This is a genomic window from Puerhibacterium sp. TATVAM-FAB25, from assembly GCF_046535855.1.
GTDB classification, from domain to species: domain Bacteria; phylum Actinomycetota; class Actinomycetes; order Actinomycetales; family Cellulomonadaceae; genus Puerhibacterium; species Puerhibacterium variabilis_A.
The window spans coordinates 1-25,023 of record NZ_JAXUAK010000026.1; the positions used below are offsets into that span (position 1 = coordinate 1).

A 25,023-nucleotide genomic window follows, 5' to 3' on the forward strand; every position below is an offset into this window, starting at 1 on the left:
CCCCCCCCCCCCCCCCGCCCTCCACACGTTCGGGCCCACTCTTCCCCCACACGACGCTCTGCCGCTCTGCGGCGGCCGCGGCCGCGAACGCCGCGGCCCCCGACGTCGTCGACCTGCGCGTGCGGCTCAACCACGCCGCGGGGCGGCGGGCGACGCACGTCCAGGCGGCCGTCGCGCGGCGGTGGCCCGGCGCGCGGGAGCTGCCGGTCGACCCGGGCACCGGCGCGCCGGAGCAGACGCCCGACGCCGGCCGCCCGCTCGTGGTGCTCACGCGCGAGCCGGTGCCGTCGACCGCGGAGCACGCGGCGCTGGCGCGGCTGTGGGATGCCCGCCGCGACCTGGTCGTGGTGCACACCGGCGTGCCGGGCGCCGCCGAGGAGTGGTTCGGGACGCTGCCCGGCGGCGGCCCCGACGTCGTCCTGGCGTGCGGCACGGGGCGGGCCAACGCCGCCGCGGCCGTGGACCTGCTCGCCGGCCTGCTCGCGGGCCGGGCCGGCACGGCGACCCCCGAGGCGACCCCCGAGGCGACCCCCGAGCTGACGCCGGAGACGACACCGGCGACGGCCCCGGAGGCGGCGCGGTGATCGTCGTGGGCGTGTCCTCGGGCACGAGCGTGGACGCGATCGACACCGCCGTCGCCGACCTCGACCTGGCCGCCGACGGCACGCTGACGCTGCGCCCGCTCGGCCACGGCGAGCACCCGTGGCCGGCCGGGCTGCGCGAGCGCCTGCTCGCCGCGCTGCCGCCGGCGCCGGTCGGCGTCGCCGAGTGGTGCGCGCTCGACACGCTCGTCGGCCAGGCCCTCGGGGACGCCGCGCGGAGCGCGGCCGAGGAGCACGCCGGCGGGCGGGCGGACCTCGTCGCCTCGCACGGGCAGACGCTGTACCACTGGGTCGAGGCCGGCCGGGCCCGCGGCACGCTGCAGGTCGGCCAGCCCGCGTGGATCGCCGAGCGCTCGGGCCTGCCCGTCGTCTCCGACCTGCGCGCCGGCGACGTGGCGGCGGGCGGGCAGGGCGCGCCGCTGGTGAGCGTGCTCGACGCGCTGTGGCTCGGCGGCGGGGAGGGGGCCGACGGTGGTCCCGGCCACCGCCGCACCGCGGCGCTGAACATCGGCGGCATCGCGAACGTCACCGTCGTCGGCCGGGCCGACGAGCCGGTGCTCGCCTGGGACACCGGCCCGGGCAACTGCCTCGTCGACGCCGCCGTGCAGCGGCTCGCCGGGCTGCCGTACGACCGCGACGGCGCCCTGGCGGCCGCCGGCACCGTCGACCCCGACGCCCTCGCGGTGCTGCTCGACGAGCCGTACTACGCCCTGCCCGTGCCGCGGTCCACCGGCCGCGAGCTGTTCGACGCCGGGTACGCCGCCGCGCGCCTGGCGGCGGCGCACGCGACCCGCGGCCGCGCGCCGGACGGGCCCGACCTCGTCGCCACCCTCACCGAGCTCACCGCCGCGACGATCGCGCGGTCCCTGGCCCGCGACGCCGGGCCGGGCGCACCGGTCGGGCGCGTCGTCGTCTCCGGCGGCGGCGCCCACAACCCCGTGCTGCTCGGGCGCCTGCGGGCGCACCTCGCCGCGGAGGTGCCCGGCGCGGAGCTCGTCACCGCCGACGCCCTCGGCCTGCCCGGCGACGCCAAGGAGGCGTACCTGTTCGCCCTGCTCGGCTACCTCGGCGTGCACGGGCTGCCCGGCACGGCCGCCGGCGGCGACGGCGCCCGGGCCACCGGCGCCCGGCGCCCCGTCGTGCTCGGCTCCCTCACCCCGCCCGCGCCGCTGCCGGCCGCCGCGCCCGCGACGGCGGTGCGCCGCCTCGTCGTCGCGCCGCCGGCCGACCGCCGCGTCGCGGCCCGGCCCGCCCCGGAAGGACCCCGCCCGTGACCGTCGACCCCACCAGCGAGACGTGGGCCGAGCTCGTGCGGCTCGCCTCGCCGACCGAGGAGCGCAACCCGCGCACCACCGACATCGACCTGCTGCCCACGGCGCAGGTCGTGCGGCTCATCACCGACGAGGACGCCCGCGTGCCCGGCGCGGTCCAGGCGCAGGCCGACCGGATCGCCGCGGCCGTCGAGCTCGCGGTCGCCGCCATCCGCGCGGGCCACCGCGTGCACTACGCCGGGGCCGGCACGTCCGGGCGGCTCGGGGTGCTCGACGCCGCCGAGCTCGCCCCCACCTACGGCGTCGGCCCGGAGTGGTTCGACGCCCACATGGCGGGCGGCGCGGAGGCGATCACGCGCGCCGTCGAGAACGCCGAGGACCACGACCGCGCCGGGCGCGCGGACCTGGACCACGTCGCGGCCGGGGACGTCGTCGTCGGCCTCGCCGCCTCCGGGCGCACGCCCTACGTGCGCGGCGCGCTGGAGCTCGCCCGCGAGCGCGGCGCGGCGACGGTGCTGGTCAGCGCCAACCCGGCCGCGCCCCTGACGCCGCTGGCGGACGTCGCGATCCTCGTCGACACGGGCCCCGAGGCGATCACCGGCTCCACCCGGATGAAGGCCGCCGGCGCGCAGAAGATCGTGCTCAACACGTTCTCCACGGCCGTGATGGTGCGCCTCGGCAAGACGTACTCGAACCTCATGGTGGACGTGCGGGCCACCAACGCGAAGCTGCGCGCACGGCTGGTGCGGCTGCTGGCGCAGGCGACCGGGCTGGAGCCGGAGGAGTGCGAACCCGTGCTCGCCGAGGCGGGCGGCGAGGTGCCCACCGCGCTGGTCGCGCTGCTGGGCGGCGTCGACGTCGCGACCGCGCGGACGGCGCTGGCCGCCGGCGGCTCGGTGCGCGCGGCGCTGGCGGGGCTGCCCGCGACCCGTTAGGCGCCGGGCGCGCCTGCTGACCCCGCGGACCCCGCGGGCGCGGCCGGCGCGGGGCGCTCGCCGAACACGGCCGTGCCGACCCGCACGATCGTCGCGCCCTCGGCGACCGCCAGCTCGAGGTCGCCGGTCATGCCCATCGACAGCTCCCGGGCGTCCGCGGTGCCGGGCGCGCCGCTCGCCACGACGGCGTCGCGCACCTGGCGCAGGCGGGCGAAGCCGGCGCGCACCACGGCGTCGTCCTCGGAGCGGGCCCCGATCGTCATGAACCCGGTCAGCCGCAGGCCGGGCAGGGTCGCGACGTCGGCGGCCAGGGCGGCGGCGGCGTCCGGCGCGACGCCCGACTTGCTCGCCTCGCCGGAGACGTTGACCTGCACCATGACGGCCAGCTCGCGGCCGTCCCGCGCGCAGCGCGCCGACAGGGCGCGGGCGAGGTCGGGCGAGTCGACGGTCTCGAGGCAGGACGCCGTGGCCAGCAGCTGGTTGGCCTTGTTGCGCTGCAGGTGGCCGATCATGTGCACCTCGAGCCGGTCCTGCGCCACGAGGGCGGCCAGGTCCGGCGCCTTGGCGACGAGCTCCTGCACCCGGTTCTCGCCCACGAGCACGGGGCGGGGGTCGCCGGTCCGGTCGGCCAGCCCGGCCGCCGCGCCGACCGCCTCGAGGACCGTGGCGGCGTCCTGCGTCTTGGTGGCCAGCAGCAGGCGGACGTCGTGCGGCGCGCGGCCCGCCGCGGTGGCCGCGGCGTCGATGCGCGCGCGCACGGCGGCGAGCCGGGAGGAGATCCCGGGGACGGAGGGCATGGCGCCAGTCTACGGAGCGGCTGTCCCCGCAGCCCCGCAGCCCCGCAGCCCCGCAGCCCCGCCGTCCGGGGCCCGGCGCCCGGCGGGCCAGGTTCGGGGGAGCGGTCAGGGGGTTCCCCGATGCCCGTCCCCGCCGCGCGCGCGACGATGGAGGGACCATGAAGACCCTGCTGAACATCATCTGGCTGCTCTTCGCCGGCCTCTGGCTGGCCCTGGCGTACGCGCTGGCGGGCGTGCTGCTGCTCCTGCCGATCATCACGATCCCGTTCGCGATCGCGTCGTTCCGGATCGGCGGCTACGCCCTGTGGCCGTTCGGCCGCACCGTGGTCGACCGCCCGACGGCCGGCGCGGGGTCCGTCGTCGGCAACGTCATCTGGGTGCTGCTGGCCGGCTGGTGGCTCGCGCTCGGTCACGTCGTGACGTCGATCCCGCTGTTCGTGTCGATCATCGGCATCCCGCTCGGCTGGGCGAACCTCAAGCTCATCCCGGTCTCGCTGCTGCCGCTGGGCAAGGAGGTCGTGCCGAGCGACGCGGTGCGCCCGGTGTACCACCACGGGTGACGCCGGCGCCCGGGGCCCCGGCCCGTCGGCGCGCGGCCGTCAGCGCGCCAGCGGCGCCGTCGTCGCGCCCGTGAGCCGCACGAGGTCGGCGGGCGCCAGCCCGACGTCCAGCCCGCGCCGCCCGCCGGAGACGTAGACGACGTCGTGCCCGAGGGCCGAGCCGTCGACCACCGTGGCGAGCCGCTGCTTCTGCCCGAGCGGCGAGATGCCGCCGACGACGTACCCGGTGGCGCGCTCGGCGACCGGCGGCAGCGCGAGCGCGGCCCGCTTGCCGCCGACGGCGCGGGCCAGCGCCTTGACGTCGAGCTGGCGGTCGACCGGGACGACGGCGACCACCAGGCGTCCGTCGACGTCCGCGACCAGCGTCTTGAACACCTGCGCGGGGTCGAGCCCGAGCGTCGCGGCCGCCTCCATGCCGAAGCTCAGGCCGGCGGCCGGGTCGTGCTCGTAGGCGTGCACGGTGTGCGGTACGCCCTGCCGCTCGAGCAGGGTCAGGGCCGGGGTGCCGGCGTGCGTGCGGTCGGACTTCTTGGCCACGGTCGGCATCCTGCCCGACGCCGCGCGGCCAGGCGACGACATTCCGTCCGTGGCGCCCGCGCCGTCGTCCAGGCGGTGACGGGCCGTTGCCCGGGGCGCGCGTCGCCGCGCATAGGGTGGGCCCGTGCTGCTCGCCCTCCTCCTCGCCGCGATCATGGTGGGCGGCTCCCTCCAGCGCGTCACCGGCCTGGGGTTCGCCATGGTGGCCGGGCCGTTCATGGTGCTGCTGCTGGGGCCGGAGCAGGGGGTGCTCATGGTCAACCTCTGCGGCTCCACGAGCGCGGTGCTCATCCTCACCCGCGTGGTGCGCGACGTGGACTGGCGGCGGTTCGCCGTCATGGCGGTGGCGTCGGTGTGCACCACGGTGCCCGGCGCGCTGCTGCTGCGGGACGCGAGCGACGCCGCCCTCGAGGTGACCGTCGGGGCCGTGGTGATCGTCGGGATGACCGTCGCCCTGCTGGCCGGCCGGCTGCGCGGCGACCGGCGCTGGTGGCGCGTCGGCGCCCGCTGGCCCGCCGCCGTCGCCGGCAGCCTCAGCGGCGCCGGCAGCGTCGCGGCCGGCATCGGCGGGCCGCCGCTGGCCGCCTACTCCGTGCTGGAGCGGTGGGACCCGGTGCGGTTCGCCGCCACGCTGCAGCCGTTCTTCGTCGTCAACGCGATGGGTGCGATGGGCTCGAAGCTGCTGCTCACCGACGCGCGGATGCCGCAGCTGGACGCCTGGGCGTGGGCGGCGGTGGCCGTGGCCTGCGTGGCCGCCGTCGTCGTGGGAGACCGGCTGGCGCGGGTCGTGTCCCGCGAGGTGACCCGGCGCGTGCTCGTGGTGCTCGCCTACGCCGGCGGGCTGGCCACGATGCTGCGCGGCCTGGGCGTGCTCGGGTAGCGCTCAGCCCGCGGGCGCCGCGGCCTGCGCCGCCTGCCGGCCGGGTTCTGCGCCGCCTGCCGGCCGGGCTCTGCGCCGCCTGCCGCCCGGCTCAGCCGATCGGGCCCACGGCCAGCACGGTGAGGGCGACGCCGCCCGCCTCGTCGGACGCCGCGAGGTCGACCAGGGCGGTGATCGCCCAGTCGTGGTCGCCGTCGGCGTCGTCGAGCACCTGGCGCACCCACCAGGTGCCGGGCTCGACCTTCTCGCCCGACGGCGTCTCGGCGCCCGGCTCGAGGATCGTCAGCAGCGCGGCGGACCGGGCCCCGGCGTCGATCCCGATCGCGTCGTCGCCCTGCGCGTCGAACAGCGGGTCGAGCGCCTCGGCCCACGCGTCGGCGGGCCAGCCGCCGCGCCCGTCCAGCGCGCCGAGGGCGGCGTAGTCCTCGCGCGCGGCCAGCTCGACCCGGCGGAACAGCGCGTTGCGCACCAGCCGGCGGAAGGCGCGCGGGTTGCCGGTGACCGGCCGGGCCGGCGCCTCGGCGCCCGCGTCGGCGAGCTCGCCGTCCACGACCGTGTCGGCGTCGTCGTCCACCGGGTTGGCCAGCCGCTCCCACTCGTCCAGCAGCGAGGAGTCGACGCCGCGCACCAGCTCGCCGAGCCACTCGACGATCTCGGCGACCTCCTCGGTGCGGTGCTCGTCGGGCACCACCTGGCGCAGCGCGCGGTAGGCGTCGGCGAGGTAGCGCAGCACCACGCCCTCGGTGCGCTCGAGCTGGTAGCGCGAGACGAGCTCGGCGAACGTCATGGCGCGCTCGACCATGTCGCGCACCACCGACTTGGGGGCCAGCTCGGCGTCGGCCACCCACGGGTTGCTCTGCTTGTACGTGGCGAACGCGGGCTCGAGCAGGTCCACCAGCGGGCGCGGCCAGGTGACGTCCTCGAGCAGCGCCATGCGCTCCTCGTACTCGTAGCCCTCGGCCTTCATGGCGGCCACGGCCTCGCCGCGGGCGGCGTTCTGCTGGGCGTAGAGGATCTGGCGCGGGTCGTCGAGGGTGGCCTCGATGACCGAGACGACGTCGAGCGCGTGGTCCGGCGCCTCGACGTCGAGCAGGTCCATGGCCGCCAGCGCGAACGGCGACAGCGGCTGGTTGAGCGCGAAGTCGCGCGGCAGGTCCACCTCGAGCCGCACCGACGGGCGCCACCCGGCGGCCCGCGCGGCGTCCGGCACCCGCACCTTCTCCACGACGCCGGCCTGGCGCAGCGAGCGGTAGATGCGGAAGGCCTGGCGCACGTGCTGGGCCTTCTGGGCGTCGGTGTCGTGGTTGGCCGTGAGCAGGTGGCGCATCGCGTCGACCGGGTCGGCGTGCTCGTGCCGCTCGTCGCGGGTGCGCGCCAGCACGTTGAGCACCATCGCGTGGGTGACCCGGAAGTGCGAGCCCAGCGGCTCGGGGTCGGCGTCGCGCAGGCGCTCGAACGTCGAGTCGGTCCAGTTGACCGCCCCGGCCGGCGCCTTCTTGCGCACGATCTTCTTGAGCTTCTTCGGGTCGTCGCCGGCCTTGGCCAGCGCGCGGCGGTTCTCGATCACGTGGTCGGGCGCCATGACCAGCACCTCGCCGACGGTGTCGAAGCCGGCGCGCCCGGCCCGCCCGGCGATCTGGTGGAACTCGCGCGCGGTGAGGTGGCGCATGCGCTCGCCGTCGAACTTCACCAGCGACGTCATGAGCACGGTGCGGATGGGCACGTTGATGCCGACCCCGAGGGTGTCGGTGCCGCAGACGACCTTGAGCAGGCCGCGCTGGGTCAGCCGCTCCACCAGGCGCCGGTACTTGGGCAGCATGCCGGCGTGGTGCACGCCCACGCCGTGGCGCAGGAACTTGCTCAGCGTGCGGCCGAACCCGGTGCCGAACCGGAAGGCGCCGATCTCGGCGGCGATCGCCTCCTTCTCGGCCTTGGACGCCACGTTCATGCTCAGCAGCGACTGCGCCCGCTCCACCGCCTCCTTCTGCGTGAAGTGCACGACGTACACCGGCGCGCGGTGGGTGGTGACGAGCTCCTCGATCACCTCGGTGAGCGGCTCGACGACGTAGGAGAAGGTCAGCGGCACGGGGCGCTCCGCGCCGGCGACCTCGGCGACGGGCCGGCCGGTGCGTCGCTCGAGGTCCTCGCGCAGCCGGGTGGTGTCACCCAGCGTCGCGGACATGAGCAGGAGCTGGGTGCTGGGCAGCTCGAGCAGCGGCACCTGCCAGGCCCAGCCGCGCTGCGGGTCGCCGTAGAAGTGGAACTCGTCCATGACGACCTGGGCGATGGCGTCCTCGGCCGCGCCCGAGCCCTCGGCGCCGCGGCGCAGCGCGAGGTTGGCCAGGATCTCGGCGGTGCAGCAGATGATCGGGGCGTCCGGGTTGACCGCCGAGTCGCCCGTCATCATCCCGACGTTCTTGGAGCCGAACGCCGTGACCAGGTCGAAGAACTTCTCGCTCACCAGCGCCTTGAGCGGGGCGGTGTAGTACGTGCGGCCGCCGCGGCCCGAGCGGTGCGCGGCCAGGGCGGCGAACTGCGCGCCCATCGCGACCATCGACTTGCCCGAGCCGGTCGGCGTCGCCAGCACCACGTGCGACCCGGTCATCAGCTCCAGGAGCGCCTCCTCCTGGTGCGGGTACAGCGGCCGCCCGCCCTCGGCCGCCCACTGCGCGAAGCTCTCGAACAGCACGTCCGGGTCGGGGTCGCCGCCCGTCGGGGCCGGCAGGTACGGGATCAGGGTCCCGGCGGGTCGCGGGGTGGCGGGCGCGGCGGTCGTGGTGGCGGTCGTCATCGTGCCGCCATTGTCCCGCACGCGGGGGCGATCGCGTCGGCCGGCCAAAGGGCGGCCCCTGCGGGTGATTCGGGGGTGAAAAACGGACTAAACGTGTCGGAATGGTGCAGGAGCGACAAGTTACGTGCCTATCGTCACCTGCCGCCGTCGGCGACACCCACTCACCAGCTCGTGCCGACGGGCGAACCCTGCAAGGAGAAGCTTCATGTCCGCATCGTTCCCCGAGCCCCCTCAGGCACCCCAGCAGGCGCCCGAGCAGCCCTACGCGCCGCAGGGGCAGCACCCGCAGCCGCACGCGCCCGGGTTCCCGCCGGCTCCGGCCCCGAAGAGCAACGGCCTCGCGGTCGCCGGCTTCGTCGTGGCGCTCCTCGGCCTGCTGGGCTCGTTCGTCCCCGTCCTCAACATCGGCGGCATCGTGCTGGCCGTCGTCGGCCTGATCCTCAGCATCGTCGGCCTCGCCAAGGCGAAGAAGGTGGCTGCAGGCAAGGGGATGGCCCTGACCGGCATCATCCTGGGCGCCGTCGCCATCGTCGTGGGGATCACCGTCAACGTCGTCTTCGCCGCGGGCGTGAGCGGCGCGGCGGACGAGATCGACGAGGCGATCGCCTCGGCGTCCGCGGAGGCGGACGACGCGCTGAGCCGCGTCGACGGCAGCGCGACGGAGGACATCCTCGCCAGCGACCTCTCGGTCGAGATGGGCGCGTTCGAGGGCTCGGTCGACGAGTACGGCCTCGTGACCTCCGCGCTCCCGGTGACGCTGACCAACAACGCGTCCGAGGCGCACAGCTACAACGTCCACATCGAGGCGGTCGACGCCGCCGGCGCCCGCATCGGCGACGACTACGCGATGACCTCGGACCTGGGCTCCGGGCAGTCCGAGTCCGTGGAGCTCTTCCAGATCGTCATCGACGAGGAGGAGCTGCAGGCGTACCAGGGTGCGGAGTTCCGCGTCGTCGAGGTCCAGCAGTACTGACCGACACGCACCGAGCGGGCCCCGACCGAGCATCGATCGAGCTCGGTCGGGGCCCGCTCACGTCGCGTCCCACAGCCGGCGGTAGTACGCGATCCGCTCGGCGTCGGGCTCGACGCCGTACGCCTCGTAGACCAGGTCCTCGTAGCCGGGCCCGTAGTTCCACTCGGTGCTCCACGCCGCCACGGCCAGGTCGGCCCAGCGGTCGGCCACCCCGAGCCGGCCGAGGTCCACGTGGGCGCTCCAGCGCCCGGCGTTGTCGAGCAGCGTGTTCGGCGCGCAGGCGTCGCCGTGGCAGACGACGAGCCGGTCGACCTCGGGCGCGTCGGCGAGCGCGGCCCGCTCCGCCGCGGTGACGCGGCCGACGGAGGCGCCGGCGGACGCGCCGACGTCGGGCCCGGTGCGGGCGAGGCGCTCGCGGACGCTCCAGTCGAAGGGGCACGCCGCCACCGGCAGCGCGTCGTGCAGCGCGCGCAGGCCTGCGCCGAGCGCGCGGGCCGCCGTCGCCGGCTCGGCCAGCCAGCGCGGGTCGACGGCCGAGCGGCCGGGCAGCGCGGCGGTGACGAGGTACTGCGCGGGGCCCGCGTCGCCGTCGTCGACCGTGCCGTGGTCGAGCACCCGCGGCACCGGCGTCCACCGCCCGGCCCACTCCAGGCGCGCGGCCTCGGCCGCCAGGTCGAGCCCCGTGGCGACGGGCGACCACTTGACGAACCGCGCCGGCCCACCGCCGTCGTGGTCATCGGCGGGGCCGAGGCGGAACGTCAGCCCGCCGAGCTCGTTGCGCCACACGGGCGTCACGCGGTCGCCGCCGGCGAGCCGGCGCACGAGCGGGGGCACGGGCACCGGCCCTGCGGGCGGGGCGGCGGGGGAGTGCGGGATCACGGTGACGATCGTCGCAAAGAGCCGCCCGCGAGCGGTGGAGGGCCGCGCGCGGTCCGATGATGAAGGCATGGCTGATGTCGGCATGCCCCACGACGACGAGATCATCTTCCGCACCCGCAAGTGGGTCCGCCCCGAGGACCTCAACGCGAACGGCACGCTGTTCGGCGGGAGCCTGCTGCGCTGGATCGACGAGGAGGCGGCGATCTACGCCATCATCCAGCTCGGCAGCGAGAGCGTCGTGACCAAGTACATGTCGGAGATCAACTTCGTCGACTCCGCGCGCCAGGGCGACATCGTCGAGATGGGCCTGCTCGCCACGGACTTCGGCCGCACGTCGCTGACCATGCGCGCCGAGGTGCGCAACCTGTTCACGCGCCAGCAGATCCTCGTGATCGAGAAGATCGTGTTCGTGCACCTGGGCGCCGACGGCCGGCCGGCCCCGCACGGCTACTCGACGATCACCTACGAGCGCAACCGCATCCCGGCGCGGCATCTGGAGAAGCTCTCCGGCGAGCCCGCGCAGCGCTGACCCCCCGGCGTCAGGCCGCGCCGTCGAGCCCGGCGCCGTCGAGCCCGGCGCCGTCGAGGAGGGCGCCGCCGAGCAGCGCGTCGCACACCGCGAGCAGGCGCCCGCGCAGCTCCTGCGCCCGCGCGGCGAACCCCCGCTGCCGGCGCACGTACTCCGCCTTGCCCGCAGGCGTCTCGATCGCGACCGCGTCCAGCCCGTACGCCGCGACGTCGTACGGCGAGGCCTGCATGTCGGTGTACCGGATGTCGCGGGCAAGCTCGAACGCGTCGAGCAGCAGCTCGCCCGGCACGGCCGGCCCGAGCTTCAGGCAGTGCCGATAGACATCCATGTTGGCGTGCAGACAGGCCGGCTGCTCGAGCGCCACCTGCGTCTCGCGCGTCGGCTGCAGCTGGTTGCGCCCGCGCGCCTCGGGCGTGAAGAACCGGAACGCGTCGATGTGCGAGCACGTGACGCGGTGGCCCTCGACGACGGCGTCCGTGCCGTCGGCGCCGAGCCGCAGCGGCAGCGGGTGGCGGTGGTCGCGGCCCTCGGCGCCGTCGCGGTAGACCATCGCCCACTCGTGCAGCCCGAAGCAGCCGAACGTCCCCGGCCGTGACGCCGTCGCGCCCACCAGGGCGCGCACGTACCGGACGGTGTCGCCGCGGTCGGAGAGGAACGCCGCGGCGTCGAGCGTCGCGCCCGCGCCGCCGTCGGGCAGCGCGACGGCGCGGTGCCAGCGCCACCCGAGCCGCTCGTCGTCGGCGTCCACCGCGAGCACGACGCCGGCGCCCGGGTTCCAGCGGCGCAGCGCGCCCGGCCGGGTGGGGTAGTAGGTGAATAGGAAGTCCTCGATCGCGTGCCGGCGCCCCGCGGCGTGCGCGTCGCGCCAGACGGCGGTCAGCCGGTCGGCGCGCTCGGCGTGCGCCTGGGCGCTCGCCTGCCACGCGGCGCGCGGCAGCGCGGCGGGGGCGGTGGTGGCGGGCACGCCCTCCAGGGTACGGCGGGCCTGCGGCGGCCCGGACGGGCGCCGCCGCTACGGTGGCGGCGTGACCCGCACCCTGCCCTTCCACCAGGTCGACGTGTTCTCCTCCGGGCCGCTGCTCGGCAACCCGGTCGCCGTGGTGCACGACGCCGACGGCCTCACCGACGACCAGATGGCGGCCTTCGCCCGCTGGACCAACCTCTCCGAGACGACGTTCCTGCTGCGGCCCACGCGGCAGGGCGCCGACTACCGGCTGCGGATCTTCACCCCGGCGGGCGAGCTGCCGTTCGCGGGGCACCCCACGCTCGGCAGCGCCCACGCGTGGCTCGAGGCGGGGCACCGGCCCGCCGCCGCGCCCGCGGGCACCGACGTGGTGCAGGAGTGCGCCGTCGGGCTGGTCACGGTGCGCCAGACGCCGGTCGCCGGCGGCGGCGTGCGGCTCGCGTTCCAGGCGCCGCCGCTCGAGCGCTCGGGCCCGGTGGAGCCGGCGGAGCTGGAGCGCACGGTCGCGGCGCTCGGCGCCCGGCCGGACGACGTCGTCGACGCCGCCTGGGTCGACAACGGCCCCGGCTGGATGGCGGTGCGGCTGCGCGACGCCGGCGCGGTGCTCGCCCTCGACCCCGACCCGGTGGCGATGCAGGGCCTCAAGGTCGGCGTCGTCGGGCCGTGGGCGGACGAGGACGAGGCGGCGCCCGGCGACGCCGACGTCGAGGTGCGCGCGTTCATCGAGGGCATCGGCGAGGACCCCGTCACCGGCAGCCTCAACGCCGGCCTCGGGCAGTGGCTCGCCGGCAGCGTGCTGCCGCCGAGCTACGTCGCCTCGCAGGGCACGGCGCTGCGCCGGCGCGGCCGCGTGCACGTCGGCCTCGACCACCGCGGCCAGGTCTGGGTGGGCGGCGAGACCCGCACGGTGGTCCGGGGCAGCGTCGGCCTCTGACGCCCGCGCCCGACGCGGGCGGGCGAACGTCGTAGTTTCCCGGCTTCCGACCGTGGGAAGCCGGGAAAGCACGACGCTCGGCCGAGTCCGGCGTCGGAGCCTGTGGACGACGCCGGCGGGCGGTCCCCGGCCGGTGGTGGGGTGGTCGGGTGCCCCGCCGACCGCCGCCCGTCCCGCGCCGCCTGCTGGCGCTCGCGGCGGTGCAGGCCGGGCTCGTCTCGGCCCGTCAGTGCGCGGCCGCCGGCGTGACGAGCCAGCACGTGGCCGAGGCGGTCCGGCGCGGGGCGTGGTCGCGGCCGGCCCGCGGCGTCTACGACGTCGGCGGGGTGGACGCTCGGGAGGGTGCGGACCCGCTCGACCACGCCCGCCGACGGGCGGCCGTGCTCGGCGTGCTAGCTCATCCCGGTTCCGTCGCCACGGGCCTGTCCGCGCTGGTGCTGCACGGGGTCCAGGGAGCTCCCCGCGCCGTCGCGCCCGAGGTGACGTTCCCCGACGGCAGCGCCCGGAGGACGCGGCCGCCGGTGCGGCTGCGGAGGGTGCCGCTGCGGACCTGGACGCTCGTCGGGGACCTGCCCTGCGCCACCGTGGCGGACGCGCTGGCGCAGGCCGTCCCGGAAGTGGACCGGCGGCACGCCGTCGCGGTGCTCGACTCCGCCCTGCGCACCGGGCGCCTGACGGACGCTGGGCTCGCAGGGCTCCGCGAGGCGGTCCGCGGCCGGCGGGGTGCGGCGCGCGTGCATCGCTGGTGGGACCAGGCCGACCGGCGGTCGGAGTCGCCGGCGGAGACGTGGGCCCGCCTCGCCTGCGCCGACGCCGGCTTCCCGCCGGACGTCCTGCAGCTGCCCGTGCTCGACGGCGGCGGCCGGTTCCTGGCCCGGGTCGACCTGGCGTGGCTGCTGCCCGACGGTCGTGCGCTGCTCGTCGAGATCGACGGGCGCGACCCGCACTCTCAGCCGGCGGCGCTGTTCGCCGACCGGGCACGGCAGAACCGCATCGTCACGGCCGGCACCGTCCTGCGCCGCTACACCGGGGCGGAGGCGTGGCGGGGCACGCTCGCCGCCGACGTCGGCGTCGTGCTGCGGGCCGCCGGGTGGCGCGCCGGGCAGCCGTGCCCGGCGCGGCTCGTGCTGCGCTGACCGGGTGCTGCGCTGACGGGGGGGGGCGTCCGCCGAGCGTCGTCGTTTCCCGGCCAAGAACCCGCGGAAGCCGGGAAAGTACGACGTCCGGCAGTCGCTCGGCAGTCGCTCGGCAGTCGCTCGGCAGTCGCTCAGCAGCGCTCACGGGCGCGGCGCGGCCCCGGGCGGCAGCGTCAAGGCAGCGCGGCGCCCCGGTGCCGTCCGCGCCGACACCCCCGCGAACAGCCGCTCCAGCGGTCCTCGGCCGAGCAGGAACCGCCACGCCGTCGCGAGGAGCAGCGTGACCAGGACCATCACCGCGAGCGGGCCGTTGGTCTCGGAGCCCACCAGGTCCCAGCGCCAGATCGCCACGATCTGCAGCGAGTACACCGTCAGCGCCATCGACCCCACGGCGGCCAGCGGCGCCAGCACGCGGGCGCCGACACGGCCGGCGTGCAGGCACAGCCCGAGCACCGCCAGGCCGAAGCCGCCGGAGCCGACGGCCTCGAGGGTGGTGTCGTGGTGCGGGCCGGACAGGAACAGGTAGGTCGTCGTCGGCCACGGGGCCGACCACGCGCCCGCGGTGAGCGACGCGGACTCGGCCTGCCTCTCGACCGCAGCCTGCCCGCCGACAGCCCCGACCACCAGGCCGGACAGGATCCCGCACAGCGAGGCCGCCGCCAGGCCGCCCAGCACGAGCCCGGTGCGCAGCCTGTCGGACCGCAGGTCGCAGCGCCCGACGGCCATCCCGGCGAAGACATACGCCATCCACACGATCGCCGGGTAGTGGCCGGTGAGGACGAAGTCGGTCACGGCGCCCGAGCCGTCCTGCGGCAGGCGCAGCCCCGCCCGCGCGAGCACGACCGGCCCCCACAGCGCCACCGGCGGTCCGACGACGGCGACGACGGCCGCCGCGGCCGCCAGCCGGCGCGGCGGCCAGCGCAGGAACGGCAGCGCGAGCACGAAGTAGCACGCGTAGGAGCCGAGGATCAGGAACACGCGCGTGCCGAGCAGGTCGAGCAGGGCCACGAGCGCGAGCAGCAGGACGGCCCGGACGAGCAGCCGGGCGCGCGCCCGCACCAGCGCGTCGCCCTCGAGCGGCCGCGGGCCGCCGGTGACCAGCGCGAGCGACACGCCCGCCACGAGCGCGAAGAGGATCGAGGAGCGCCCGTGCGCCAGCGACAGCCACCCCGGCAGCGTCCCGAGGTCGGCGGAGGTGACCCCGACGTGCGCGGTGAACATGCCGAGCACCGCGATGCCGCGCGCCAGGTCGACGCCGGTCACCCGGTCGGGGCCGCCCAGCAGCTGCGCGCCGTGCCGGCGCACCCAGCCCGCGCGGGTCGCCGTTCCCGCTGTCATGCCACGATCCTGGCAGGCCCGCGGCCGAACGCACCTGGTCCGCACCGTGAGAACCTGCGTGTCGCGGCCGCGCGGGGTCACTACGGTGGTGCGCATGACCGACCTGCGCATGGAGCGCGACCCCGAGCACCCCGCCGGCGCCGACCTCACCGACGCCATCGAGGCCCCGAGCACCCACCACACGGTGCCGAGCAAGGAGTCCGAGTCCTACACGCACGGCCACCACGAGTCCGTGCTGCGCGCCCACCGCGCGCGCACGGCGCAGAACTCCGCCGGCTTCCTGCTGCCGCACCTGCGCGACGACATGACGCTGCTCGACGTCGGCTGCGGGCCGGGCACCGTCACCGTGGACCTCGCCCGGATCCTGGCGGGCGGCGAGGTCGTCGGCGTCGACGCCTCCGAGACCGTGCTGGACGCCGCCCGCAACCACGCCGAGGCCGTCGGCTTCACCAACGTGCGGTTCGAGCAGGCCAACGCCTACGAGCTGCCGTTCGAGGACGACACGTTCGACGTCGTCTACGCCCACCAGCTGCTGCAGCACCTGTCCGACCCGGTCGCGGCGCTGCGCGAGATGAAGCGCGTGGCCCGCCCGGGCGGCCTCGTCGCCGTGCGCGACGCCGACTACGCCGCCATGGCCTGGTACCCGGACTCGCCCGGGCTGACCGAGTGGAACACGCTGTACCACGAGGTCACCCACGCCTACGGGTTCGAGCCCGACGCCGGGCGCCACCTGCTGTCGTGGGTGCAGCAGGCCGGCTTCGACGTCCAGCAGACGGTGCCCTCGGCGTCGTCGTGGTGCTACGCCACGCCGACCGACCGGCAGTGGTGGGGCCAGGTGTGGGCCGAGCGCTGCGTCGCGTCGAACTTCGCGGGGCAGGCCAAGGAGTCGGGCCTCGCCGACGACGTCGCGCTCGAGCAGCTCGCGCAGGACTGGCTCACGTGGGCCCAGGCCCCGGACGGCTGGTTCGCCATCCTGCACGGCGAGGTGCTCGCCCGGGCCTGACCAGCGGCCCCGGTGCCCGGCAGGGGCATACCCTGTGCCCGTGCGCATCGCGAGATTCACCACCGGAGACGACCCCCGATTCGGCCTCGTGCAGCAGGAGGGCGACACCACCTACCTGGCCGTGCTGGGCGGTGACCCGCTGTACATGCCGGCCATGCCCACCGGCGAGCGCGTCGAGCTGGGCGACGGCGTCCGGCTGCTCGCGCCGGTGATCCCGCGCTCCAAGGTGGTGGCGGTCGGCAAGAACTACGCCGACCACGCCAAGGAGATGGGCGGCGACGTGCCGGCCTCGCCGCTGCTGTTCTTCAAGCCGAACACCGCCGTGGTGGGCCCGGACGACCCGGTCGTGCTGCCGGACTGGACGCAGGAGGTCTCCTACGAGGCCGAGCTCGCCGTCGTCATCGGCAAGGTCTGCAAGGGCGCGACGCCGGAGTCGGCGCTGTCGTACGTGCTGGGCTACACCGTCGCCAACGACGTCACGGCCCGCGACGCGCAGCGCACCGACGGGCAGTGGGCCCGCGCCAAGGGCTTCGACTCCTCGCTGCCGCTGGGGCCGTGGATCGACACCGACCTCGACCCCGAGGACGTCGCCGTGCGCTCGCGCGTCAACGGCGAGCTCAAGCAGGACGGCCGCACCGCCGACATGGTGCTGGACGTGCCGTTCCTCGTGTCCTACGTGTCGCAGGCCATGACCCTGCTGCCGGGCGACGTCATCCTCACCGGCACCCCGGCGGGCGTGGGCCTCATGGACCACGGCGACGTCGTCGAGTGCGAGGTCGAGGGCATCGGCGTGCTGCGCAACCCGGTGCTGCGCCGGGACTGAGCCCGGCGCCCTCACCGGGCCCCTCACCCGCTCCACCGACCGCGGGCGGCGCCGCACGGCGCCGCCCGTGCTTCGATGGCCCCATGTCCGCGTGCTGCGAGCCGCCCGAGCCGCAGGGGCTGCAGGGCTACGACCGGGTCTTCGACGACCGCATGGCCCGGCACGACGCCGCGCGCTACCGCCGCTCCGGGCTGTCCTGGGACCCGCGCCGCGTCGTCGAGCTGTACCGGGCCGGCGTCGTGCAGGGGGAGACCCTGCTGGAGGTCGGCGCCGGCATCGGCGACCTGACGGTCGAGCTGCTGCGGGCGGGGATGCGCCGCTCGGAGTGCGTCGAGCTGTCCGGGGCGTACGACGCCGTCGCCGCGGACCTGCTGGCCGAGCACGGGCTGACGGGCCGGTGCGTGCGCCGCGCCGGCGACTTCGCCGCCCGGCCGGGCCTGGCCGCGCCGGCCGACGTCGTCGTGCTGCTCAAGGTGCTGTGCTGCTACCCGGACGCCCCGCGGCTGCTGGCCGCCGCGGCCGCCAAGGCGCGCCGCCACGTCGTCGTCAGCTACCCGCGCGACGCGTGGTGGGTGCGGGCCGGCGCGGCGGTGTGCGCGGCCTACCCGCGGCTGCGCCGCAGCGACTGGCGGTTCGTCGTGCACCCGCCGGCCGAGATCCGCGGGGCGCTGGCCGACGCCGGCCTGACGCGGGTGCGCACGGAGTCCCGCGGGGTGTGGGTGCTCGAGGTGCACGAGCGGGCCGCCGTCGCCCCCGACGGGGACGCCCCCGACGGGGACGCCGGCGGCGCCGAGGCCCGGGACGGGGCCGCCGTCGTCGGCAACTAGGCTGGCTCCGTGACTTCCGGCGCGCCCACCACCCCCAGCAGCCCCACCACCCCGGCCAGCGACGTCCGCGTCCGCTTCGCCCCGTCGCCCACCGGCATGTTCCACGTCGGCGGCGCCCGGTCGGCGCTGTTCAACTGGGCCGTCGCCAAGCGCTCGGGCGGCACGTTCGTGCTGCGCATCGAGGACACCGACGCCGCCCGCAACAAGCCGGAGTGGACCCAGGGCATCCTCGACGCGCTGGCCGCGCTGGGCATGCACGCCCAGGACCCCGCCTTCGAGGGCCCGTACTTCCAGTCCCAGAACGTCGAGCTGCACGCCGAGGCCGCGCGCCGGCTGTCCGAGGCCGGGCGCGCGTACTACTGCGACTGCACCCGCGAGGACGTCGCGGCGCGCACGGGCAACCCGCACTCCGGCTACGACGGCTTCTGCCGCGACCGGGGCCTGGCCTACGAGCCCGGCCGCGCCCTGCGCTTCCGCACCCCGGACGAGGGGGAGACCCAGGTGGTCGACCTCATCCGCGGCAACCCGGTGTTCCCCAACGACTCGATCGAGGACTTCGTCGTCGCCCGCGGCGACGGCTCGCCCGTCTTCCTGCTCGCGAACGTCGTCGACGACATGGACGAGCGCATCACCCACGTGATCCGCGGCGAGGAGCACCTGCCCAACACGCCCAAGCAGCAGCTGCTGTGGGAGGCGCTGGGCGCCACGCCGCCGGTGTGGGCGCACCTGCCGGTCATCGTCAACGAGAAGCGCCAGAAGCTGTCCAAGCGCCGCGACAAGGTGGCGCTCGAGGACTACCTGGCCGACGGCATCCTGCCGGAGGCGATGGTCAACTACCTCATGCTGCTCGGCTGGGCGCCGGGCAACGACGAGGAGATCCTGCCGTTCGAGGAGCTGGTGCGCCGGTTCGACGTCGCCGACGTCAACACCGCCTCGGCGTTCTTCGACGTCAAGAAGCTCACCGCGTTCAACGGCGAGTACATCCGCGCGATGGGCGTCGAGGACTTCACCGCGGCGTGCGACCCGTGGCTGCACGCCCCGAGGGCGCCGTGGGGCGAGGAGCAGTTCGACGCCGCGGCGTTCGCCGCCGTCGCGCCGCTGGCCCAGACCCGCGTGGCGCTGCTGAGCGAGATCACGAACAACGTCGACTTCCTGTTCCTCGACGAACCCGTCCACGACGAGCAGTCGTGGGCCAAGGCGATGAAGCCGCCGGCCGCCGAGCTGCTGCCCGACGCCCGCGCCGCGCTCGCGGAGCTCGAGGCGTGGGAGGCCGAGGCGCTCAAGGAGACCGTCACCGCGGTGGGGGAGAAGCACGGGCTCAAGCTCGGCAAGGCCCAGGCGCCGGTGCGCGTGGCCGTCACCGGCCGCACGGTGGGCCTGCCGCTGTTCGAGTCGCTCGAGGTGCTGGGGCGCGAGCGCACGCTGGCCCGCGTCGACGCCGCGATCGCCCGGCTCGCCGACGCGGCCGCCGGCACGACGGCCGAGTGACGCGCCGATGACCAGCAGCGCGGTCGACGAGGCCGCCGAGCGGCCCGCGGCCGGCACGGTGGACGGCGTGCTGTTCGACGTCGACGACACGCTCGTGGACACCCGCGGCGCGTTCGCCGACGCGATCGGCGCGGTACGCCGGGAGTTCCTGCCGCACGTGCCGCCGTCGCGCGAGCCGGAGATGCTCGCCGTCTGGCGCGACGACGTGCACGGCCACTACCGCGCCTACACGCGCGGCGAGCTGGGCTTCGACGAGCAGCGCCAGCGGCGCGCGGACGAGCTGCACGCCGCGTTCGGCGGCCCGCGCGTCGACGACGCGCTCTACCCCCGCTGGCTCGAGGTGTTCTGGGGCACGTTCGCCGCGTCCTGGCGCGCGCACGACGACGTCGCGTCGGTGCTGCGGGGGCTGGTCGCCGCGGGCGTGCGCGTCGGCTCGGTGACCAACGCCCGCGTGGCGCTGCAGGAGCAGAAGCTCGCCACCGCGGGCGTGGACGGCGTGCCCGTGCTCGTGGGCGTCGACACGCTCGGCTTCGGCAAGCCCGACCCGCAGGTCTTCCTCGAGGGCTGCCGCCTGCTCGGCACCGACCCGGCGCGCACCGCGTACGTCGGCGACGAGCCGGACATCGACGCCCGCGCCGCGGCCGAGGCCGGGCTGGTCGGCGTGTGGATCGACCGGCCGGGCGTGCGCCGCGAGGGCCCGTCCGCCGGCTCGCCCGACGACGCCGCGCTGCCCGGCGTGCACCGCATCACCGGGCTGGACGAGCTGCGCGGGGTGCTGGGGCTGCCCTGAGGCTCTCCTGGCCCCCTCGTGGGGCTTCGGGAGGCTCAGCCGAGCAGCAGCACCAGCACGAGGCCGGTCACGATGGTCAGCAGGGCCGCCAGCCCGCCGAGCAGCAGCGTGCGGCGGCCCGTGCGCAGCAGCCGCGGCACGTCCACGCCCAGGCCGAGCGCGAACATCGCGGCGACGAACAGCACCGTGGTGACCGTGTCCGCCGCCGCGAGCACCGGCTCCGGCAGCACGCCGAGCGACCGCACGGCCACGGCCGCCAGGAACCCCGCCACGAACAGCGGGACGGGGGCCGGCCGCCGCGCGCCGGCGTCCCCGTCGCGCGGCCCGGCCGCCCGGGCGTCCCGCCGGCCGAGCACCGTGCCGACGCCCGCCACCAGCGGCGCCAGCAGCACCACGCGCGCGAGCTTCGCCACGGTCGCGGTGGCCAGCGCCGTCGTCGACACCGCGCCCGCCGCGGCGACCACCTGGGCGACCTCCTGGACGCTCGCGCCGATCCACAGCCCGGCCTGGGCGTCGTCGAGCCCCAGCAGCCGCGCCAGCGGCGGCAGCGCGACGATCGCGAGCGTGCCGTAGGCGGTGACGAGCGCGAGCGCGGCGGCGACGGCGTCGCGCAGCGCCCGGTCCCGCTCCGCCCGCTCGTGCGGCGTCTCCCTGGGCCGGCCCCGCTCCAGCACGCCCGTCATCGCGGACACCGCCGCGGCGCCGCAGACGGCGAAGCCCGTGGCCACGAGCAGCGACTCGTCGCGGGTGGTGCCCAGGCGCCGGCCGAGCAGCAGGGTGCCCGCGAACGTCACCGCCAGCGTGCCCGCCATGACCACCAGCCCGCGCCAGCCCAGCGCGAGCACGTCGGGCACGGACAGGCGCAGGCCCAGCAGCACGATGCCGATCCGCAGCACCCGCCTGGCGACGACGGCGGTGCCGGGGGCGAAGGCTGCCCAGCGTCGCCCGGCCGCGAGGGAGCGCCGGCCCGCGGCGCCCGCGGCGGTCCCGACGGCGGCGCCGAGGACGAGGGCCAGGACGAGCGGGGAGACGGCGGGCGTCAGCGGGGCGAGGGCGAGCAGCGCCACCGTGGCGGCGGCGCACAGGAGCAGTCCGGGCAGGCGGGTCACGGTGCCCACCCTCTCGCGGAGCGGGCCACCGGTGGGCGTGTCGCACGCCACGCTGCGCTCACCTGCGCGGTTTTGGAGGCAGGGCCGATCGTCGGGTAATGTTCTCTGCCGTTGGCCCCTTCGGGACGGCGCCCCGGCGGCGTCGGATTTGTCCCGAAAGGTCCACCACCATGGGGTATGGTGTAATTGGCAGCACGAGTGATTCTGGTTCACTTAGTCTAGGTTCGAGTCCTGGTACCCCAGCGCAGAGCACCGGCCGGCATCGGCTAGAGTTCTCACGGCAGGTCCGGCGACGGACCGACGTCAAGCCCCTATCGTCTAGTGGCCTAGGACGCCGCCCTCTCACGGCGGTAACGCGGGTTCAAATCCCGCTGGGGGTACGCAGCTGCCGCACCGGCAACGGTGCGGCGACGCACCGGCTCTTCGGAGCCACAGTTCTAGCCCCTATCGTCTAGCGGCCTAGGACGCCGCCCTCTCACGGCGGTAACGCGGGTTCAAATCCCGCTGGGGGTACAGCAGAAGGCCCGGTCCACCAGGACCGGGCCTTCGTCGTTCCCGGGGTGCCGTCGACGACGGCGGAGGCGTGGCGCAGGGAGGCGCCGCGCGGCGAGGTCAGTCGAAGAGGCCGGCGACGAGGTCCACGATGCGCTCGAACGCGGTCGTGACGACGTCCCAGATCGCCTCGACGACGTCGGCCGACCGGTCCGGGCTCGTCACGACGGCGTAGATCAGGAAGATCACCACGAGCCAGACGACGACGGTCCTGGTCCTGCGCATCGGGTCCTCTCGGTGTCGGGCCGGGCCGGTGTGCCGGCCGGTCGGGCGGGGTCTGCGGTCGGGCGCGCCGCGGCGCGCCCGACCTGCACTGTAGTGACCGGTGGGACGGGGGTCGGGGTCATTCCCCGGCGCGGCGCAGCACCTCGGTGAGCCGGTTGGCGGCCGCGACGACGGCGGCGGAGTGCAGGCGGCCGGGCTGGCGCGTGAGGCGCTCGACCGGGCCGGAGACCGACACCGCGGCGACGACCTTGCCCGAGGGCCCGCGCACCGGGGCGGACACGCTGGCGACGCCGAGCTCGCGCTCGGACACCGACTGCGCCCACCCGCGGCGCCGGACGCCGGACAGGATCGTGGCGGTGAACACGGCCTCGCGCAGGCCGCGGTGCAGGCGGTCCGGCTCCTCCCACGCCAGCAGCACCTGGGCGGCGGAGCCGGCATGCATGGTGAGGGTGGCGCCCACCGGGATCGAGTCGCGCAGGCCGACGGGCCGCTCGGCGGCCGCGACGCAGACGCGGTGGTCGCCCTGGCGGCGGTAGAGCTGCGCGCTCTCGCCGGTGTGGTCGCGCAGCGCGATGAGCACCGGGTTGGCCGCCGCGAGCAGGCGGTCCTCGCCCGCCGCGGTGGCGAGCTCGTTGAGGCGCGGTCCGAGGATGAACCGGCCCTGCATGTCGCGCGCGACCAGCCGGTGGTGCTCGAGGGCCACGGCGAGGCGGTGCGCGGTCGGTCGCGCGAGACCCGTCGAGGCCACGAGCTGCGCCAGCGTGGCGGGCCCGGCCTCGAGCGCGCCCAGCACGGACGCGGCCTTGTCCAGCACGCCGACTCCGCTAGTATCGTCCATAAGTCGATATTGCCGTCTCAGGTGCTGAGATTGCAAGTCGGCGGCACAGAGCCCCGAGAAGGAGACGAGCACATGGCCGGCACGCTGGCGGAGAAGGTCTGGCAGGCGCACCTGGTGCGCCGTGGTTCCAACGGCGAGCCCGACCTCCTCTACATCGATCTCCACCTGCTGCACGAGGTCACGAGCCCGCAGGCCTTCGAGGGCCTGCGGCTGGCCGGGCGGCCGGTGCGCCGCCCCGACCTCACGATCGCGACCGAGGACCACAACACCCCGACGCTCGACATCGACCTGCCGATCGCCGACGTCACCAGCCGCACGCAGATCGACCAGCTGCGCAAGAACGCCAAGGAGTTCGGCATCCGCCTGCACTCCCTGGGCGACTCCGACCAGGGGATCGTCCACCAGGTGGGACCGCAGCTGGGCCTGACGATGCCCGGTCTCACCGTCGTCTGCGGCGACTCGCACACCTCGACGCACGGCGCCTTCGGCGCCCTGGCGTTCGGCATCGGCACCTCCGAGGTGGAGCACGTGCTGGCCACCCAGACGCTGCCGCTCGCGCCGTTCAAGACGATGGCCATCACCGTCAACGGCCAGTTGCCGCCCGGCACGACGAGCAAGGACATCATCCTGGCGATCATCGCCAAGATCGGCACCGGCGGCGGGCAGGGCTACGTGCTCGAGTACCGCGGCGAGGCCATCCGCTCCCTGTCGATGGAGGCGCGGATGACCATCTGCAACATGTCGATCGAGGCCGGCGCCCGCGCCGGCATGATCGCGCCGGACGAGACCACGTTCGAGTACCTCAAGGGCCGCCCGCACGCGCCGGAGGGCGCCGACTGGGACGCGGCCGTGGAGTACTGGAGGACGCTGCGCACCGACGACGACGCGACGTTCGACGCCGAGGTCGTGCTCGAGGCGGCCGACCTCGAGCCCTTCGTCACGTGGGGCACCAACCCCGGCCAGGGCCTGCCGCTGTCCGCGAGCGTGCCCGTGCCGGAGGAGATCGCCGACGAGAACGAGCGCGTCACGGCCGAGCGCGCCATCGAGTACATGGGCCTGACGCCGGGCACGCCGCTGCGCGACATCGCGGTGGACACCGTCTTCATCGGCTCGTGCACGAACGGCCGCATCGAGGACCTGCGCTCGGTGGCCAAGGTGCTGCAGGGCCGCACCAAGGCCGAGAACGTCCGCGTGCTGGTCGTGCCGTCGTCGGCCCGCGTGCGCCTGCAGGCCGAGGCCGAGGGGCTGGACGTCGTGTTCAAGGAGTTCGGCGCCGAGTGGCGCAACGCCGGGTGCTCGATGTGCCTCGGCATGAACCCCGACCAGCTCGCGCCGGGGGAGCGGTCGGCGTCGACGTCGAACCGCAACTTCGAGGGCCGGCAGGGCAAGGGCGGGCGCACCCACCTGGTCTCGCCGCTGGTCGCCGCGGCCACGGCCGTGCGCGGCACGCTGTCCTCCGTCGCCGACCTCGACCTGCCCGCCGACGTCGACCTCACCACGTTCGACGGCTCGCCGCTGTCGCCGCTGGCCGCCCCGTCGCTCGTCTGACCGCCCCCGCCCCAGGAGTCATCGCCATGGAGAAGTTCGTCAGCCACACGGGCGTCGGGGTGCCGCTGCGCCGCAGCAACGTCGACACCGACCAGATCATCCCCGCCGTCTACCTCAAGCGGATCACCCGCACCGGGTTCGAGGACGCGCTGTTCGCCGCCTGGCGCGGCGACCCGTCGTTCGTGCTCAACCAGGACGCCTACCGCAGCGGCTCGGTCCTCGTGGCCGGCCCCGACTTCGGCACCGGGTCCTCGCGCGAGCACGCCGTGTGGGCGCTCAAGGACTACGGCTTCAGGGTCGTGCTCGCCTCCCGGTTCGCGGACATCTTCCGCGGCAACTCGGGCAAGCAGGGCCTCGTGGCCGGCGTCGTGGCGCAGGAGGACATCGAGCTGCTCTGGAAGATCCTCGAGACCAAGCCGGGCACCGAGGTGACCGTCGACCTCGAGGCGCGCACCGTGCACGCCGACGACGTCACGGTGCCGTTCCAGATCGACGACTACACCCGCTGGCGCCTCATGGAGGGACTCGACGACATCGGCCTCACGCTGCAGCGCGAGGACGAGATCGCGGCCTTCGAGACGCAGCGCGAGGCGTGGCGCCCCCGGACGCTGCCCGCCAAGCACCTGCCGTCCGTGCCCGTCGAGCCGGCCCGGCCGGTGGGGCGCACGGCCTGAGACGTCCCCACCCTGCGAGT

The 25,023-nt window shown here is 75.8% G+C and carries 25 protein-coding genes and 3 tRNA genes; 19 read left to right on the plus strand and 9 right to left on the minus strand.

Annotation, left to right across the window (positions count from 1 at the left end; all coding sequences use genetic code 11):
• The first annotated feature begins 119 nt into the window (after positions 1 to 119).
• From U5M74_RS15625 to murQ, 3 genes are read left to right on the plus strand one after another with little or no spacing between them, the layout of a single operon-like run.
• The gene (locus tag U5M74_RS15625) at positions 120 to 584 is read left to right on the plus strand and encodes a hypothetical protein (protein WP_410909846.1); all 465 of its coding nucleotides are present in this window, start codon (positions 120 to 122) and stop codon (positions 582 to 584) included.
• Entirely contained in the window at positions 581 to 1,876 is a 1,296-nt protein-coding gene (locus U5M74_RS15630) for an anhydro-N-acetylmuramic acid kinase (RefSeq protein WP_410909847.1), read from the plus strand. The genes U5M74_RS15625 and U5M74_RS15630 overlap by 4 nt, the downstream gene beginning before the upstream one ends.
• Positions 1,873 to 2,808 carry an N-acetylmuramic acid 6-phosphate etherase gene (gene murQ / locus U5M74_RS15635; protein ID WP_410909848.1) on the plus strand — a complete coding sequence of 312 codons (936 nt, stop codon included), beginning with the start codon at positions 1,873 to 1,875 and terminating at the stop codon, positions 2,806 to 2,808. Before U5M74_RS15630 ends, murQ begins: the two co-directional genes overlap by 4 nt.
• On the opposite strand, the gene U5M74_RS15640 is transcribed toward murQ, so the two are convergent.
• Positions 2,805 to 3,605: a YggS family pyridoxal phosphate-dependent enzyme gene (locus U5M74_RS15640; RefSeq protein ID WP_410909849.1), complete on the minus strand. Its 801-nt coding sequence runs from the start codon at positions 3,603 to 3,605 to the stop codon at positions 2,805 to 2,807. The two genes, murQ and U5M74_RS15640, sit on opposite strands and share 4 nt — an antisense overlap.
• Before the next feature lie 158 nt (positions 3,606 to 3,763).
• On the opposite strand from U5M74_RS15640, the gene U5M74_RS15645 reads away from it, so the two are divergent.
• Entirely contained in the window at positions 3,764 to 4,165 is a 402-nt protein-coding gene (locus U5M74_RS15645; RefSeq protein ID WP_410909850.1) for a YccF domain-containing protein, read from the plus strand.
• A 39-nt stretch (positions 4,166 to 4,204) separates the two neighbouring features.
• Here the strand turns inward: U5M74_RS15645 and ybaK are convergent, their stop codons facing one another.
• Complete coding sequence (gene ybaK, locus U5M74_RS15650) at positions 4,205 to 4,711, minus strand: Cys-tRNA(Pro) deacylase (RefSeq protein ID WP_410909851.1); 507 nt, start codon at positions 4,709 to 4,711, stop codon at positions 4,205 to 4,207.
• A gap of 115 nt (positions 4,712 to 4,826) precedes the next feature.
• Here ybaK and U5M74_RS15655 point away from each other — a divergent pair, with 115 nt between their 5' ends.
• Complete coding sequence (locus U5M74_RS15655) at positions 4,827 to 5,582, plus strand: sulfite exporter TauE/SafE family protein (RefSeq protein ID WP_410909852.1); 756 nt, start codon at positions 4,827 to 4,829, stop codon at positions 5,580 to 5,582.
• A gap of 91 nt (positions 5,583 to 5,673) precedes the next feature.
• Here the strand turns inward: U5M74_RS15655 and U5M74_RS15660 are convergent, their stop codons facing one another.
• A complete protein-coding gene (locus U5M74_RS15660) occupies positions 5,674 to 8,373 on the minus strand; it encodes a DEAD/DEAH box helicase (RefSeq protein WP_410909853.1) in 2,700 nt (899 codons plus the stop codon).
• 205 nt (positions 8,374 to 8,578) lie between these two features.
• Between U5M74_RS15660 and U5M74_RS15665 the strand changes: the two genes are divergently transcribed.
• Positions 8,579 to 9,346 carry an FxLYD domain-containing protein gene (locus U5M74_RS15665; RefSeq protein WP_410909854.1) on the plus strand — a complete coding sequence of 256 codons (768 nt, stop codon included), beginning with the start codon at positions 8,579 to 8,581 and terminating at the stop codon, positions 9,344 to 9,346.
• Between the two features lie 57 nt (positions 9,347 to 9,403).
• On the opposite strand, the gene U5M74_RS15670 is transcribed toward U5M74_RS15665, so the two are convergent.
• Positions 9,404 to 10,225, minus strand: coding sequence for a phosphotransferase (locus tag U5M74_RS15670; RefSeq protein ID WP_410909855.1), 822 nt, complete (start codon positions 10,223 to 10,225; stop codon positions 9,404 to 9,406).
• A 67-nt stretch (positions 10,226 to 10,292) separates the two neighbouring features.
• On the opposite strand from U5M74_RS15670, the gene U5M74_RS15675 reads away from it, so the two are divergent.
• A complete protein-coding gene (locus tag U5M74_RS15675; protein WP_410909856.1) occupies positions 10,293 to 10,754 on the plus strand; it encodes an acyl-CoA thioesterase in 462 nt (153 codons plus the stop codon).
• A 10-nt stretch (positions 10,755 to 10,764) separates the two neighbouring features.
• Here U5M74_RS15675 and U5M74_RS15680 read toward each other — a convergent pair whose 3' ends face one another.
• On the minus strand, positions 10,765 to 11,718 hold the full coding sequence (locus tag U5M74_RS15680; RefSeq protein ID WP_410909857.1) for a 3-methyladenine DNA glycosylase: 954 nt from the start codon (positions 11,716 to 11,718) through the stop codon (positions 10,765 to 10,767).
• Positions 11,719 to 11,779: 61 nt separating this feature from the next.
• Between U5M74_RS15680 and U5M74_RS15685 the strand changes: the two genes are divergently transcribed.
• The gene (locus U5M74_RS15685; protein ID WP_410909858.1) at positions 11,780 to 12,652 is read left to right on the plus strand and encodes a PhzF family phenazine biosynthesis protein; all 873 of its coding nucleotides are present in this window, start codon (positions 11,780 to 11,782) and stop codon (positions 12,650 to 12,652) included.
• A 149-nt stretch (positions 12,653 to 12,801) separates the two neighbouring features.
• Positions 12,802 to 13,788 carry a type IV toxin-antitoxin system AbiEi family antitoxin domain-containing protein gene (locus U5M74_RS15690; RefSeq protein ID WP_410909859.1) on the plus strand — a complete coding sequence of 329 codons (987 nt, stop codon included), beginning with the start codon at positions 12,802 to 12,804 and terminating at the stop codon, positions 13,786 to 13,788.
• Positions 13,789 to 13,929: 141 nt separating this feature from the next.
• On the opposite strand, the gene U5M74_RS15695 is transcribed toward U5M74_RS15690, so the two are convergent.
• Positions 13,930 to 15,126: a heparan-alpha-glucosaminide N-acetyltransferase domain-containing protein gene (locus U5M74_RS15695; protein ID WP_410909860.1), complete on the minus strand. Its 1,197-nt coding sequence runs from the start codon at positions 15,124 to 15,126 to the stop codon at positions 13,930 to 13,932.
• A gap of 94 nt (positions 15,127 to 15,220) precedes the next feature.
• Here U5M74_RS15695 and U5M74_RS15700 point away from each other — a divergent pair, with 94 nt between their 5' ends.
• From U5M74_RS15700 to U5M74_RS15720, 5 genes are all read left to right on the plus strand, one after another.
• Positions 15,221 to 16,129 (plus strand): class I SAM-dependent methyltransferase, encoded by a 909-nt coding sequence (locus U5M74_RS15700; protein WP_410909861.1) that lies wholly within the window; start codon positions 15,221 to 15,223, stop codon positions 16,127 to 16,129.
• A 40-nt stretch (positions 16,130 to 16,169) separates the two neighbouring features.
• Entirely contained in the window at positions 16,170 to 16,952 is a 783-nt protein-coding gene (locus U5M74_RS15705) for a fumarylacetoacetate hydrolase family protein (RefSeq protein ID WP_410909862.1), read from the plus strand.
• A gap of 83 nt (positions 16,953 to 17,035) precedes the next feature.
• Positions 17,036 to 17,779 carry a methyltransferase domain-containing protein gene (locus tag U5M74_RS15710; RefSeq protein WP_410909863.1) on the plus strand — a complete coding sequence of 248 codons (744 nt, stop codon included), beginning with the start codon at positions 17,036 to 17,038 and terminating at the stop codon, positions 17,777 to 17,779.
• Positions 17,780 to 17,788: 9 nt separating this feature from the next.
• Complete coding sequence (gltX, locus tag U5M74_RS15715; protein WP_410909864.1) at positions 17,789 to 19,267, plus strand: glutamate--tRNA ligase; 1,479 nt, start codon at positions 17,789 to 17,791, stop codon at positions 19,265 to 19,267.
• Positions 19,268 to 19,274: 7 nt separating this feature from the next.
• Positions 19,275 to 20,057 (plus strand): HAD family hydrolase, encoded by a 783-nt coding sequence (locus U5M74_RS15720; protein WP_410909865.1) that lies wholly within the window; start codon positions 19,275 to 19,277, stop codon positions 20,055 to 20,057.
• A gap of 35 nt (positions 20,058 to 20,092) precedes the next feature.
• Here the strand turns inward: U5M74_RS15720 and U5M74_RS15725 are convergent, their stop codons facing one another.
• The gene (locus U5M74_RS15725; RefSeq protein WP_410909866.1) at positions 20,093 to 21,166 is read right to left on the minus strand and encodes a YeiH family protein; all 1,074 of its coding nucleotides are present in this window, start codon (positions 21,164 to 21,166) and stop codon (positions 20,093 to 20,095) included.
• 171 nt (positions 21,167 to 21,337) lie between these two features.
• Between U5M74_RS15725 and U5M74_RS15730 the strand changes: the two genes are divergently transcribed.
• The 3 genes from U5M74_RS15730 (at position 21,338) to U5M74_RS15740 (ending at position 21,679) form a co-directional block, all read left to right on the plus strand.
• Positions 21,338 to 21,409, plus strand: a tRNA-Gln gene (locus U5M74_RS15730).
• A gap of 64 nt (positions 21,410 to 21,473) precedes the next feature.
• A tRNA-Glu gene (locus tag U5M74_RS15735) sits at positions 21,474 to 21,546 on the plus strand.
• 60 nt (positions 21,547 to 21,606) lie between these two features.
• Positions 21,607 to 21,679, plus strand: a tRNA-Glu gene (locus U5M74_RS15740).
• A 99-nt stretch (positions 21,680 to 21,778) separates the two neighbouring features.
• Here U5M74_RS15740 and U5M74_RS15745 read toward each other — a convergent pair.
• Together U5M74_RS15745 and U5M74_RS15750 are read right to left on the minus strand one after the other, a co-directional pair.
• Positions 21,779 to 21,943 carry a hypothetical protein gene (locus U5M74_RS15745; RefSeq protein ID WP_410909867.1) on the minus strand — a complete coding sequence of 55 codons (165 nt, stop codon included), beginning with the start codon at positions 21,941 to 21,943 and terminating at the stop codon, positions 21,779 to 21,781.
• Between the two features lie 118 nt (positions 21,944 to 22,061).
• On the minus strand, positions 22,062 to 22,781 hold the full coding sequence (locus tag U5M74_RS15750; RefSeq protein ID WP_069982023.1) for an IclR family transcriptional regulator: 720 nt from the start codon (positions 22,779 to 22,781) through the stop codon (positions 22,062 to 22,064).
• A gap of 72 nt (positions 22,782 to 22,853) precedes the next feature.
• Here U5M74_RS15750 and leuC point away from each other — a divergent pair, with 72 nt between their 5' ends.
• Both leuC and leuD read left to right on the plus strand, forming a co-directional pair.
• Positions 22,854 to 24,329: a 3-isopropylmalate dehydratase large subunit gene (gene leuC / locus U5M74_RS15755; protein ID WP_410909868.1), complete on the plus strand. Its 1,476-nt coding sequence runs from the start codon at positions 22,854 to 22,856 to the stop codon at positions 24,327 to 24,329.
• A gap of 26 nt (positions 24,330 to 24,355) precedes the next feature.
• Positions 24,356 to 25,003, plus strand: a complete 648-nt coding sequence (gene leuD, locus U5M74_RS15760) for a 3-isopropylmalate dehydratase small subunit (protein ID WP_410909869.1) — start codon at positions 24,356 to 24,358, stop codon at positions 25,001 to 25,003.
• Positions 25,004 to 25,023 lie beyond the last annotated feature (20 nt).